12 protein-coding genes and 1 tRNA gene are annotated in these 12,645 nt (G+C 69.7%); 5 read left to right on the top strand and 8 right to left on the bottom strand.

The annotated features are described in order from the left end of the window. Positions 1–13: 13 nt before the first annotated feature. The 3 genes from ACR5MH_RS21260 to ACR5MH_RS21250 form a co-directional block, all read right to left on the bottom strand. A complete protein-coding gene (locus ACR5MH_RS21260; protein WP_431348995.1) occupies positions 14–1,945 on the bottom strand; it encodes an FAD-binding monooxygenase in 1,932 nt (643 codons plus the stop codon). A 179-nt stretch (positions 1,946–2,124) separates the two neighbouring features. Next, positions 2,125–2,197: transfer RNA gene (locus ACR5MH_RS21255), tRNA-Thr, on the bottom strand. 78 nt (positions 2,198–2,275) lie between these two features. Continuing rightward, a complete protein-coding gene (locus tag ACR5MH_RS21250) occupies positions 2,276–3,175 on the bottom strand; it encodes a DsbA family protein (RefSeq protein WP_431348994.1) in 900 nt (299 codons plus the stop codon). Positions 3,176–3,522: 347 nt separating this feature from the next. Between ACR5MH_RS21250 and ACR5MH_RS21245 the strand changes: the two genes are divergently transcribed. Continuing rightward, positions 3,523–4,617, top strand: coding sequence for an ABC transporter ATP-binding protein (locus tag ACR5MH_RS21245; RefSeq protein ID WP_431348993.1), 1,095 nt, complete (start codon positions 3,523–3,525; stop codon positions 4,615–4,617). 91 nt (positions 4,618–4,708) lie between these two features. Further along, positions 4,709–6,013, top strand: a complete 1,305-nt coding sequence (locus ACR5MH_RS21240; protein WP_431348992.1) for a DUF4032 domain-containing protein — start codon at positions 4,709–4,711, stop codon at positions 6,011–6,013. A gap of 250 nt (positions 6,014–6,263) precedes the next feature. On the opposite strand, the gene rlmB is transcribed toward ACR5MH_RS21240, so the two are convergent. From rlmB to ACR5MH_RS21225, 3 genes are all read right to left on the bottom strand, one after another. After that, positions 6,264–7,286, bottom strand: coding sequence for a 23S rRNA (guanosine(2251)-2'-O)-methyltransferase RlmB (gene rlmB / locus ACR5MH_RS21235; RefSeq protein WP_431348991.1), 1,023 nt, complete (start codon positions 7,284–7,286; stop codon positions 6,264–6,266). Further along, entirely contained in the window at positions 7,283–8,716 is a 1,434-nt protein-coding gene (gene cysS, locus ACR5MH_RS21230) for a cysteine--tRNA ligase (RefSeq protein ID WP_431348990.1), read from the bottom strand. Before cysS ends, rlmB begins: the two co-directional genes overlap by 4 nt. An 87-nt stretch (positions 8,717–8,803) precedes the next feature. Beyond that, positions 8,804–9,187 carry a nuclear transport factor 2 family protein gene (locus tag ACR5MH_RS21225; protein ID WP_431348989.1) on the bottom strand — a complete coding sequence of 128 codons (384 nt, stop codon included), beginning with the start codon at positions 9,185–9,187 and terminating at the stop codon, positions 8,804–8,806. Between the two features lie 73 nt (positions 9,188–9,260). Between ACR5MH_RS21225 and ACR5MH_RS21220 the strand changes: the two genes are divergently transcribed. Next, on the top strand, positions 9,261–9,599 hold the full coding sequence (locus tag ACR5MH_RS21220; RefSeq protein ID WP_431348988.1) for an ArsR/SmtB family transcription factor: 339 nt from the start codon (positions 9,261–9,263) through the stop codon (positions 9,597–9,599). After that, the gene (locus ACR5MH_RS21215) at positions 9,592–10,032 is read left to right on the top strand and encodes an SRPBCC family protein (RefSeq protein WP_433862124.1); all 441 of its coding nucleotides are present in this window, start codon (positions 9,592–9,594) and stop codon (positions 10,030–10,032) included. Before ACR5MH_RS21220 ends, ACR5MH_RS21215 begins: the two co-directional genes overlap by 8 nt. Before the next feature lie 130 nt (positions 10,033–10,162). Here the strand turns inward: ACR5MH_RS21215 and ispD are convergent, their stop codons facing one another. Continuing rightward, positions 10,163–11,323 carry a 2-C-methyl-D-erythritol 4-phosphate cytidylyltransferase gene (gene ispD, locus ACR5MH_RS21210; RefSeq protein ID WP_431348986.1) on the bottom strand — a complete coding sequence of 387 codons (1,161 nt, stop codon included), beginning with the start codon at positions 11,321–11,323 and terminating at the stop codon, positions 10,163–10,165. Positions 11,324–11,418: 95 nt separating this feature from the next. Then, the gene (locus tag ACR5MH_RS21205) at positions 11,419–11,901 is read right to left on the bottom strand and encodes a CarD family transcriptional regulator (protein WP_021763858.1); all 483 of its coding nucleotides are present in this window, start codon (positions 11,899–11,901) and stop codon (positions 11,419–11,421) included. Between the two features lie 178 nt (positions 11,902–12,079). On the opposite strand from ACR5MH_RS21205, the gene ACR5MH_RS21200 reads away from it, so the two are divergent. Then, entirely contained in the window at positions 12,080–12,583 is a 504-nt protein-coding gene (locus tag ACR5MH_RS21200) for a hypothetical protein (protein ID WP_431348985.1), read from the top strand. Positions 12,584–12,645 lie beyond the last annotated feature (62 nt).

Here is a 12,645-nt window from a genome sequence, read left to right as displayed (position 1 = left end):
CGGCGACGTCGCGTCAGACGGTGGTGGCCTCGGCTGTCGCGGCCTCCGCTGTCGGGGCCTCCGCCGTGGCTCGTACCGCCAGGATCGGCGCGAAGAACTCCCCCAGCTCCGAGTACCCCGCCAGCGGCAGCACCTGCGCCACGTACTGATCCGGCCGCACGACGACGATCACGCCGCCGCGGTCGATCCCGCGCGCCTCGAACACGTCGTCGCCCGGCGCCGTCGCGTACACCTTCTCGTAGTCGATCAGATCGAACGGCCCGGTCCGCGGCAGGAACGCTCCCGGGACGAGTCCGAGGTCGACGCCGGTGTGGTCCTGCTGGTAGACGACCTTCACGTCGAACCAGGCGTCGATGTCGCCGTCGCGCGGGGTCGCGGCGAGGGGCGACGCCGCGGAGGTCGTGAGCCACTCGGCGAACGCCGGCACGAGCGTCCCGTCGCCGGCCGTCGACGCGTCGGCGAACACATAGATCCGCCAGCGACCGTCCGCCGTCGCGTGGTGCCCGAGGTGCACCGGGTTGGTGTCGCAGACCCGCTCGACGATAGGCGACTTGAATCGCTTGCCGATCGGGAAGCCCGTCGCCAGCTCCTGGTGCTCCGGCTCCCCGACGATCAGCGACGGCGCGTACTCGGTCAGGAACCCGGCGGGGAACTCCGCCGTGCGCACGTAGAAGTCCTCCAGCGCTGAGGGGTCCTTCAGGTCCTCCGGCTTGGTGGCCATCAGCGTCGACCACTCCTTGTCGAAGTCGATCAGGTTCTTGGCGACCACGTGCCGCTCCGCCGAGTAGGTCGCCAGCAGCGACTCCGGGCTCCGGCCCTGCAGCACGTGGCCGAGCTTCCAGCCGAGGTTGAAGCCGTCCTGGATGGAGACATTCATCCCCTGCCCCGCCTTCGCACTGTGCGTGTGGCAGGCGTCGCCGGCGATGAACACCCGCGGCGTCCGCGACCCGAGCACCTCGCGCGGGATGTCGTCGAAGCGGTCGGTGAGCCGGTGGCCGACCTCGTAGACGCTGTGCCAGGCGACGTTGCGCACGTCGAGCGTGTAGGGGTGCAGGATCTCGTTGGCCTTCGCGATGATCTGCTCGATGCTCGTCGCCCGCACCGCGCCGTGGTCGTCGTCGCCGACAGAGCCCAGGTCCACGTACATCCGGAACAGGTAGCCGCCCTCGCGCGGGATGAGCAGGATGTTGCCGTACTCCGACTGGATGGAGCACTTGGTCCGGATGTCGGGGAAGTCGGTGACGGCCAGCACGTCCATCACCCCCCAGGCGTGGTTGGCCTGGTCGCCCGCGAGCGTGCAGCCGATCGACTCGCGAACCTTGCTTCGAGCGCCGTCCGCCCCGACCACGTACTTGGCGCGGACCACCCGCTCCTCACCCGCGTTCTCACTGGCGCTGCGCGCGAGCGTCACGACGACCGGGTACTCGCCGTCGTCCTCGATGCGGAGGCCGCGGAACTCCCAGCCGTAGTCCGGCCGCATCCGCGTCGGGCCGTTCGTCATGAACTCGCTGAAGTAGTCGAGCACGCGCGCCTGGTTCACCAGAAGGTGCGGGAACTCGCTGATCCCGGTCGGGTCGTCCACCGCGCGCGCCGCCCGGACGATCCGGGTCGGGTCGGCCGGGTCCGGCTTCCAGAACGCCATCTCGGTGATCCGGTAGGCCTCGGCGGTGATCCGCTCCGCGAACCCGAACGCCTGGAAGGTCTCGACGCTGCGCGCTTGGATGCCGTCCGCCTGGCCGATCTCCAGCCGGCCGCCGCGGCGCTCCACGAGCCGGGTGCTGACGCCGGGGAACTGCGCGAGCTGCGCCGCGGTGACCATCCCCGCCGGTCCGGACCCGACGACGAGCACGTCCATGGCCTCCGGCAGCTCGGGCGACCAGGCCGGCCCGACCGCGGGCAGCACGTGCGGGTCGCCGGACACATAGCCGTGGTGGTGGAACTGCATGGGGAGGCTCCTCACATCATCGTGATTGCGTGTTCGCTATCCGAACGAGTGATTCGGATTCCGCACGACAAGGATAGAGCGCCCGGCAACGGCCGACAAGCACGACGACGTTCGTCGAGCACGACGACGGCCGTCGAGCACGACGAACGGCGCGCGACGGCGAAGAAGCGGGAGGACGGAGCCGACTGCGAGGTTCGAACTCGCGACCGCTCGCTTACAAGGCGAGTGCTCTACCAGCTGAGCTAAGTCGGCGGACATGACGGACGCCCGTCGCGAACAATCCTAGGGGATACGCGGCGGGCGCCCTGGTGTCGAGTGGGACGTGCGGACTCAGCTTCCCGCGCTCGGCGACGGCGTCGGCGTGGAGGTCGACGAGTACTCGTCACCCTGCGCCTGGAGGATGAACGCCTTGAAGTCGTCGGCGTTCGTCAGCGAGCCGGTGTAGGGCTTGCCGTTGACGAGCACGAGCAGCGCATTCGTCATCTTCCTCACGTTGGAGTTGGGGATCGGACCACTGAGCGCGCGGTCGCTGGCGGAGCCGACCCAGGTCTTGAACCGGCCGTCGTCGACGCAGGAGTCGATGTCCGACGGAGAGGCGCCCGCAGCCGCGGCCAGCTTCTTGAGCTGGCCGTCGGTGAGACCGGGACCGCCGTCCGCCGGCTGGTTCTCGAACAGCGACTGGTTGAACGCCCAGAACGACTGCGGCGAGTAGTTCGCCACGCAGGCCGCGGCGTTGGCAGCGCGCAGCGAGTACCGGGTGCCCGCGGAGTGGCTGGTGTAGATCGCGACCGGATGCATCTCGACCGTGACCGCGCCGTCCTTGACCAGCGGCTGGAGCTGCTTCAGGTTCGTGCGCTGGAAGTCGCCGCAGAGCTTGCACAGGTAGTCGGCGTAGATCCGGATGTCGACGGAACTGCCGTTCGGGTCCGGCGTGCTCGCGACGGGCTTCGCGTCGGCCGCGAGCGCCGGCGTCGTCTTGACCTTGAGGCCGGAGCCGACGAGAACGCCGTCGCTCGCCATGTTCTTCGGGCCGGGGACGGTGGGACGGATCGCGCCCATGATGACCACCGCGACGATGGCCAGGACCGCGATCACGCCGATCACGATGCCACCGGACAGCAGGGCCCTTCTCCTGCGGTCCCTGCGCTGCTGGCTCGTGCGGAGCTGTCGGGCTTTCTCCCGCGCGGCCGCGCGGACGTCGCCGCTGCGGCTCTCGTCGGAGTCGTTCATGGAACTCATATCTCGGGGGAATCGGCTCTCGGGGGTAGGCGGAGCGGCGCGCGGGGGACGTGCCGCCTGGTGTGGCGTGAGCAGACGCAACCAGACGACCATATTGCGGCAGTCTGGGAATAGACCAGACATACCCCGCTCACGCCCCGAGCGCCACCTGGGGGTTGGCCCCCGAGTGCGGGACGTCCACCCCTCGCGACCTCCCGCAGACCCGTGGTAAGCGCAGCGCGTCGGATGCCTTACTATGGGGGTCGTGGCATCGACGCCCTCGGACGTCGACGCCACGTCTATTCCATTCACAACGGATCGTCCGGCACGTACCTGCCGGTGAAGGAGACAAAAGAAAAATGGCGACTGTCACGTATGACAAGGCGACCCGGCTCTACCCGGGTTCCAACCGCCCCGCGGTCGACGCTCTCGACCTCGACATCGCAGACGGCGAGTTCCTCGTCCTCGTCGGCCCGTCCGGCTGCGGCAAGTCCACCTCGCTCCGCATGCTCGCGGGCCTCGAAGAGGTCAACGACGGCAACATCTTCATCGGCGAGCGCAACGTCACCGACGTGCCGCCGAAGGACCGCGACATCGCGATGGTGTTCCAGAACTACGCGCTGTACCCGCACATGACCGTCGCCGAGAACATGGGCTTCGCCCTGAAGATCGCCGGCGTCGGCAAGGACGAGCGCGCCTCCCGCGTCCTCGAGGCCGCCAAGCTGCTCGACCTGGAGCCCTACCTCGGCCGCAAGCCGAAGGCGCTCTCCGGTGGTCAGCGTCAGCGCGTCGCCATGGGCCGCGCGATCGTCCGCTCCCCCCAGGTGTTCCTCATGGACGAGCCGCTGTCGAACCTCGACGCCAAGCTCCGCGTCCAGACCCGCACCCAGATCGCGTCCCTCACCCGCCGCCTCGGCGTCACCACGGTCTACGTCACCCACGACCAGACCGAGGCGCTCACGATGGGCGACCGCATCGCGGTCCTCAAGGACGGCGTGCTCCAGCAGGTCGGCACCCCTCGTGACCTGTACGCCCAGCCGAACAACGTCTTCGTCGCCGGCTTCATCGGCTCCCCGGCCATGAACCTGTTCACCGCGGACGTCACCGACGGCGGCATCAAGTTCGGCACGACGGTCGTCCCGGTCGAGCGCGACGTGCTCGCCAACGCCGGCAACACCGTCACGATCGGTGTCCGCCCGGAGGACGTGGTCGTGTCGTCCGCCGAGAGCGGCGGCCTGAAGGTCGCGGTCGACCTGGTCGAGGAGCTCGGCGCCGACGGTTACCTGTACGGCCACTCCGAGCTCGACGGCAAGCGCACCGACATCGTCGGCCGTGTCGACGGGCGCGTGCACCCGAACGCGGGCGACACCGTCTACATCACCCCGAAGCCGGGCCACGTCCACCTCTTCCACTCGGAGTCGGGCGAGCGTCTCGGCGGCGCCGTCGTCGACTGAGGTCGTCGCAGCTGATCCTCACTCTGCCGCAGTCCGGTCCCGGGCTGCGGCAGAGTGCTTTCCGCCCCCACTCGCTCCTGGAAGGCGCCTCATGGCCGGCTCTGTCAACATCACCGCGGCGACCGTCGATCCCGCTCTGCTCGATCTGCCCTGGAACATCCCGTTGGAGCAGTGGTCGAACGAGCACATCGCCCTGCTGCCGAAGGGCATAAGCCGGCACCTGGTCCGGTTCGCGAACATGTCCGGCTACGTCATCGCCATCAAGGAGACGACAGCGGAGATGGCGCAGCGCGAGTACGAGATGCTGCGCACCCTCCAGCGCCTGGACGTGCCGTGCGTCGAGCCGGTCGCCGTCATCAAGAACCGGACGGACGACGACGGCGACGCGCTGAACGCCGCGCTCGTCACCCGGCACCTCAAGTTCTCGCTCCCCTACCGCGCACTGTTCTCGCAGACCTTGCGCCCGGACACCGCGACCCGCCTGGTGGACGCCCTGGCCGTGCTGCTGGTGCGGCTGCACATCGTCGGCTTCTTCTGGGGCGACGTCTCGCTCTCGAATACACTGTTCCGTCGCGACGCCGGCGCCTTCGCGGCGTACCTGGTGGACGCCGAGACCGGCCAGCTCTACGATGGCGGCCTCTCGAACGGCCAGCGCGAGAACGACCTCGAGATCGCCCGGGTCAACATCGCCGGCGAGCTGATGGACCTGGAGGCCGGCGGCCGGGTGGACGAGGAGCTCGACCCGATCAAGGTGTCGAACGGCATCGTCGCCGCCTACCGGTCGCTGTGGAAGGAGCTGACCGGCAGCGAGTCCTTCTCGTCGTCGGAGCGCTGGCGGATCAGCCAGCGCGTCGAGCGACTGAACGAGCTCGGCTTCGACATCGAGGAGCTGGCGATCAAGACCTCCGACGAGGGCACGACCGTGCGCATCCAGCCGAAGGTGGTGGATGCCGGCCACCACTCCCGCCGCCTGTTGCGCCTGACTGGCCTCGACACCGGCGAGAACCAGGCCCGCCGCCTGCTCAACGATCTGGACTCCTACTCGGCGACGCTCGGCAAGCGCGGCCTGGACGAGGAGGCGATGGCCCACGAGTGGCTGATGCGCGTCTTCGAGCCGGTCATCCGCTCCATCCCGGCCGACCTGAAGGGCAAACTGGAGCCGGCCGAGGTCTTCCACCAGCTCCTGGAGCACCGCTGGTTCATGTCCCAGGCCGAGGGCCGCGACGTCCCGCTGGCCGAGGCGCTGACCTCGTACATCAACGACATCCTCCGCCACCGCCGCGACGAGGCCACCGTCGTGGGGCCGCCCACGGAGACGATGAGCATCCCGGTGATCGGCGGCGCGGCCCCCGTGGAGACCGACGACGACGAGGACGACTGGCGCTCGAAGGTCTGAGCAGCCGGTCGCCTGCGGCCCGTGCACGCGGCGGAGGAAACCGAGCCACTCCTCCCTCCGAATGACGCGTAACGGAGGAGATACGGGCACAGCGGCGACTAATCTCCTCCGCTAGCCACCGCACCCGGCTCTGCCTACCCCGTCCCGCGGTCGCCACCCGCCGTCGCAGCCGGAGGATATCCGGGCCGGCGGGTGCCAGATGTCCTCCGTTGGCTGCTGTGGCACGGCGTGTCGGGACGGATCTCCTCCGCTAGCCTCGCGGCGCCTTCCCCTCGGCCCGCAGCTTCGAGATCTCGTAGAGCGTCACACTGGCCGCGATGCCCGCGTTGAGGGACTCGGTCGAGGCGGAGATCGGGATGGAGACCACCGCGTCGCAGGTCTCGGTCACCAGGCGGGAGAGGCCCTTGCCCTCGCTGCCGACCACGATCACAACCGGACGGTCGGCGAAGGAGAGGCCCGGGAGGCTGGTGTCGCCGCCGCCGTCGAGGCCGAGCACGAACACACCCGCCTTCTTGAACTCCTTGAGCGTCGCCGTGAGATTGGACGCCATCGCGACGGGCGTGCGTGCCGCCGCACCCGCGGACGTCTTCCAGGCCGAAGCCGTCATGCCGACCGAGCGGCGCTGCGGGATGATCACGCCCTGACCGCCGAACGCGGCGGTGGAGCGGATGATCGCGCCCAGGTTGCGCGGGTCGGTGATGCCGTCGAGCGCGACGAAGAGCGGGGTCTGGCCCTTGCGCAGGGTGAGGTCGAGGAGTTCGCCGGGGTGGGCGTACTCGTACGGGGGCACCTTGAGCGCGACGCCCTGGTGCACGGCGTCGCGGCCGGCGAGGCGGTCGAGTTCGGGGCGCATGATCTCGAGCACCGGGATGGCGCGTCCGGTGGCGATCGAGAGGATCTCCTTCATGCGGTCGTCCATCTCGATGCGCGCCGCGATGTAGAGGGTCGAGGCCGGGATGGCCGCGCGCAGAGCCTCCAGCACGGAGTTGCGGCCGGTGACGATCTCGCTCTCGTCACCGCTCTTCGCCCGGCGGGCCGCACCTGACGCTCCGCGCGGGGCGCCGTCGCGGCCGCCGCGCTGCTCGGCCTTGGCCGCGGCACGATCGCGAAGCTGCTTGTTCTTGTAGGCGACGTGGTACTCGCGGTCCTCGGCCTTCGGGGTCGGGCCGCGCCCTTCCAGGGCCTTGCGGCCGTGGCCTCCGGTGCCGACCTGGGCGCCCTTCTTGCTCTTCCTCACGGCCCCGGCACGGGGCTTGCCACCTGAGTTCTTCATGCTTCGATACTCCAATGCGACCCCGACGGGGTGTCTTCGATACTGATTCCCGCGGCGGTCAATTCGTCGCGGATGCGGTCTGCTGCCGCGAAGTCGCGCGCCTGGCGCGCCTCCTGGCGGTCGTCGAGCAGGCGGCCGATCAGCGTGCCGAGCGCGTGCTCGGCGGCGCTGGAACCGGCGGTGCGCCAGTGCGGCGAGAGCGGGTTGATGCCGAGCACCTCGGTCATCGCCAGGACGTGGCCGCGCGCGGCCGCGGCCGCCTCCAAGTCTTCCGCATCCAGCGCCGCGTTTCCTGAGCGCACGGTGTCGTGCAGCACGGCCAGCGCCTGCGGGACGGCGAGGTCGTCGTCCATCGCCTCGGCGAAGGCCCCGGGAACGACCTCCACGCCGCTGCCGGCGAACCGGGTGCCGGCGAGCCGCCGGTCGACCCGCTCGAAGAAGCCGGCGATGCGGTCGAGCGCCGCCTCCGCCTCGCTGAGCGAGCCGTCGTGGAAGTCGATGGTCGACCGGTAATGCGCCGAGCCGAGGTAGTAGCGCACCACCAGCGGGCGCGCGGCGCCGAGCAGGTCGGCCGCGTAGACGGAGTTGCCGAGCGACTTGCTCATCTTCTGCCCGTTGACGTGGACGAGCCCGTTGTGCACCCAGTACGAGGCGAATGCGTCCCCCGCGGCCGTCGACTGCGCGAGCTCGTTCTCGTGGTGCGGGAACCGCAGGTCGAGGCCGCCGCCGTGGATGTCGAACTGCGGCCCGAGGTAGCGGCGGGACATGGCGGAGCACTCGATGTGCCAGCCGGGCCGTCCCTCTCCCCAGGGCGACGGGAATGCCGCCGACGCCGGCTCATCGCTCTTGCGCCCCTTCCACAGGGCGAAGTCGCGCGGATCCCGCTTGGCGCGTGGATCCGCGTCCGCCGCGGCCTCCATGTTGTCGATGCTCTGCCGGGTCAGCTCACCGTAGGCGGGCCAGCTCTTCACGTCGAAGTAGACGTCCCCCGATCCGTCCTCGGCCACGTAGGCGTGCCCGCGCTCGATGAGCCGCGCGATCAGCTCCTGCATCTGCGGGATGGACGCAGTGGCCCGCGGCTCGTAGGTGGGCGGTTGGACGCCGAGCGCCGTGTAGCCGGCGGTGAACTCGAGTTCGAACCGGTAGGCGAGCGCCCACCACTCCTCCGAGCCGCCCTGCGAGTGCGCCGCGACGGCGTTGACGAGGATCTTGTCGTCGATGTCGGTGACGTTGCGCACGAGCGTCACGTCCAGCCCGCGATACGCGAGCCAGCGGCGCAGCTGATCGTAGACCAGCGCCGATCGGAGATGCCCGATGTGCGGAGACGACTGCACCGTCGGCCCGCAGACGTACATGCCCACCGCACCGGCGCGCAGGGGGACGAAGTCGCGCAGGGCGCCGGCCTTCGTGTCGAAGAGTCGCAGAGTCACGGCACAAGCCTACGGGTCGCCGCCAACGCCCACGCGATCCATGACCGAAGAGGTGGAGAAGTCGTCCGCACCGCGAACTGTGGAGGACTACAGGGAGGCTGCGCGCTCGGCGAGGGCCTCGTTGACCGGTGCGAACGCCAGCCGGTCGAAGATCAGCTCGATCGCGTCGATCCGCCCGTCGCGCACCGTCACGAGCTCGACGCACGGCACCGCGCCCGCCGGTGTGTCCGTCACGAAGTCGTACACGACGCAGCCGCGCTCACCGTCCGCGAAGACCTCCCGCACGTCGTTGCGCACCAGCGCAGCCAACAGCCGCCCGAGCGCGCCGATCCACTCCCGCTTTCCCACCGTTCCTCCCGCGAACCGTGCGACGAGACCCTCGGCCAGCAGCTCGTCGACCCTCTCCAGATCGTGGGCGCCGACGGCCTCGATGTACTCGCGGGCGACGGCCGCGGTATCCGTTCCGGTCATGTCGTTCTCCTTTCCACAAGTCAGAATAAGTACAAACACACATTTGTGCTAGCCTGAAATCGACAGGAGGCCCATGCCGCAGACCGCCATCGACCATTCGCTCGACGCCGCCCTCACCGCCCTCGCCGATACGAACAGGCGCGCAATCCTCGCGGCGCTCCGTGACGGCCCGACCCCGGTCGGCCGGCTCGCCTCCGAGCTCGGTCTCTCGCAGCAGACGACCTCGCACCATCTCGGGGTGCTCCGGCGCGCGGGGTTGGTCTCCGGAAGCCGCGACGGCACCCGGCATCTCTTCGTCGTGGACGACGACGGCCTCGCCGCCGTCCGCTGCTACCTCGACGAGTTCTGGCCGAGCCGCTTGTCGGCATTGAAGGCGGCCGTCGAGAGCGGCCAGGAGACGACCGATGGCTGAGCATCGTTCTGCGGTCGACATCGCGGCGCCGCCCGGAGCGGTGTTCGCGTACCTCGTCACGGCGGATGGCCTCACCGCGTGGATGGGCCAGCACGCCGTCCTCGATCCGCGCCCGGGCGGCGAGTTCACCGCCGACATCGCGGGCAGCCCGATCCGCGGCGAGTTCCTGGAGGTGGACGAGCCGCATCGCGTCGTCGTGAGCTGGGGCGTGGCCGGCAGCGCCGACCTCCCGCCCGGAGCGTCCACCGTCACGTTCACGCTGACCCCGATCGCGACGGGGACGCGTGTGGAGGTCCACCACACGGATCTCCCCGAGCCGCGCGTCGCCGGTCATCGCGCCGGCTGGGCGCACTTCCTCCCCCGCCTCGCCCTCGCGGCGGCCGGTCAGGACCCTGGCCAGGACCACTGGAGACCGCTCACGCCCGGCCAGTGACACCAGGCTGACCGGTGACGACAGGCCGGTGACACCAGGCCGCTGACCGGGGCCGCTGACACGATTCCACTGACACGATTCCACTGACACGATGCCACTGACGCCGGGCCGCTGAGCCCGGGGCCGTCGCTCAGCGCGCGAACAGCATCGCTGTCGCGAAGGCGGCGATCCCCTCACCGCGCCCGGTGAAGCCCAGTCCATCCGTGGTCGTCGCGGCGAGCGAGACCGGGGCCCCGAGGATCCCCGACAGCAGTTGCTCGGCCTCCACCCGCCGCGGCGCGAACTTGGGTCGCTGGCCGATCAGCTGGACGGACACGTTCCCGATCCGGAAGCCCGCGTCCTCCACCAGGCGGCGCGTCTCCGCGAGGAAGACCTCACCGTGCGCTCCCGCCAGCCGCGGGTCGCCCGTCCCGAACACGCCGCCGATGTCTCCGAGACCCGCGGCCCCGAGCAACGCGTCGACGATCGCGTGGCACGCCGCGTCCCCGTCGCTGTGACCAGAGAGCCCAGGCTCGTCGGGCCAGAGCAGGCCGGCCAGCCAGAGCTCGGCGGACGGATCGAACGCGTGCGTGTCAGTCCCGAGCCCGATCCGCGGCATGCGGGCGGAGCCGACCAGGTCGCGCGCGCGCTGCAGGTCCCACGGCGTGGTGATCTTGAACGCCTCCGTCGCGCCCGGCAGCACCGTCACGCGGTATCCGGCCGCGGCCACCAACCCCGCGTCGTCGGTCTCGTCGGTCGTCGCGGCGGCGTAAGCCGTGAGCAACTGGTCGCGCGGGAAGCCCTGAGGGGTTTGCACGGCGGCCAACCTCGACCGGTCCACGGTCTCGTGGACCGAGCGGTCGCCGTGGACGCGCTTGATGGTGTCGCTGACCGGGAGGCCGGGGACGACGCCGTGCCCCGTCTCGACCACGGCCTCCACCACCGCGTCGAACAGTGTGGAGGGCGTGAGCGCACGGGCCGCGTCGTGGACGAGGACCACGTCGACGTCATCGGCGATCGCGGCGAGCCCGGCGGCGACGGACTGCTGGCGGGTGGCGCCACCGGCCACCACCGCCGGAGGACGCCCGAATACGCGCAGCGCGACCTCCGCCGCCTCCTGCACACGGTCGGACGGGACCACGAGCACCGGGTCCGCCGCAGCCCGCATGCCGCGCACGGCATGCAGCGAACGCTCCAGCAGGGTGCGCCCGTCGAGGTCCACGAACGCCTTCGGTACGTCGGCTCCCAGTCGCGTGCCCGATCCGGCCGCGACGACGACGACCGCGACGCGCGGTCCAGGGTTGCTGCTCACGTCACGAGACTACCCGGCCCGCAGCGACCCTCCCAGGAACGCCGAAAGGCCCACGACCGAAGTCGCGGGCCTCTCGAAAGCAGGTGAATCGCGGGTTAGGAGGCGAGCACCTCGTCGAGGAGGCTGGAGGCCTTCTCGTCGTCGGTCTTCTCCGCCAGGGCGAGCTCCGAGATGAGGATCTGCCGGGCCTTGGCCAGCATGCGCTTCTCGCCCGCGGACAGGCCGCGGTCCTGGTCGCGGCGCCAGAGGTCGCGGACGACCTCGGAGACCTTGATGACATCGCCCGACGCCAGCTTCTCCAGGTTCGCCTTGTAGCGGCGGGACCAGTTCGTCGGCTCCTCGGTGAACGGGGCGCGCAGCACCTCGAACACGCGGTCGAGGCCCTCCTTGCCGATGACGTCGCGCACACCCACGAGATCCACGTTCTCAGCGGGGACCTCGATGGTCAGATCGCCCTGAGTCACGTTGAGCTTGAGGTACAGCTTCTCTTCACCCTTGATGATTCTTTTCTTGACCTCGGTGATCGTTGCAGCACCGTGATGGGGGTAAACGACGGTTTCGCCAACCTCGAAAAGCATAGATATGTTGTCCCTTCAGCAACGAATAGGATACCACACGAGGCACATGCTAAGGTTCGCCCCTGCACCTCCCGGGAGGCCGGGAAGCCCTGTCGGCATACGGTAAACTCGTGCTCACACCCGCTTCGTCACAGGGCATCAGCGCGCCGTCGAGCGGAACGATTCGGAGGATCATCCAGTGAAAGCTCGCGTCGCGGCGTCCATCGTCCTCGCCCTGGCGGTCGCAGCCGGCACCGCCGGGTGCGGATTCATCGCACCGCAGGCCACCACGAAGCACTACGACGCGAGCGACGGAGTGAGCGGCAACGTCGGCCAGATCGACGTGCGCAACGCTTTCATCGTCACCGACGGCGTCGACGGCAAGGTCGGCAACCTCGTGGTCAGCCTGGTGAACACCGACAGCAAGAGCCACCGCGTGGCCATCACCTCGGCGAACTCCGGAAGCGCTGCCTACGTCACCGTCGAGCCCGGCCAGGTCAAGAAGGTCGGCTCCCAGCCCGACAAGGCCTCCGCCAGCAACGTCTTCCTCACCCCGTTCGACGCGCTGCCCGGCAGCAACTACGACGTGTACTTCCAGTACGGCGACGCGACCGGCGTGAAGCTGCAGGTCCCGGTCCTCGACGGCGGCCTCCCGGACTACAAGCAGCTCGTCCCGCCGGCCATCCTGCCCGCCCAGGGCTGATCGGGCACGAGCCCGAAGACACGGAAGCCGCCCTCGCGAGAAGCGAGGGCGGCTTCGTCGTT

Source organism: Streptomyces sp. L7 (genome assembly GCF_050990935.1).
Lineage (GTDB): Bacteria > Actinomycetota > Actinomycetes > Actinomycetales > Microbacteriaceae > Leifsonia.
The sequence above is the reverse complement of the archived record's forward strand: the minus strand, read 5'-3'. Positions and strand labels throughout refer to the sequence as shown.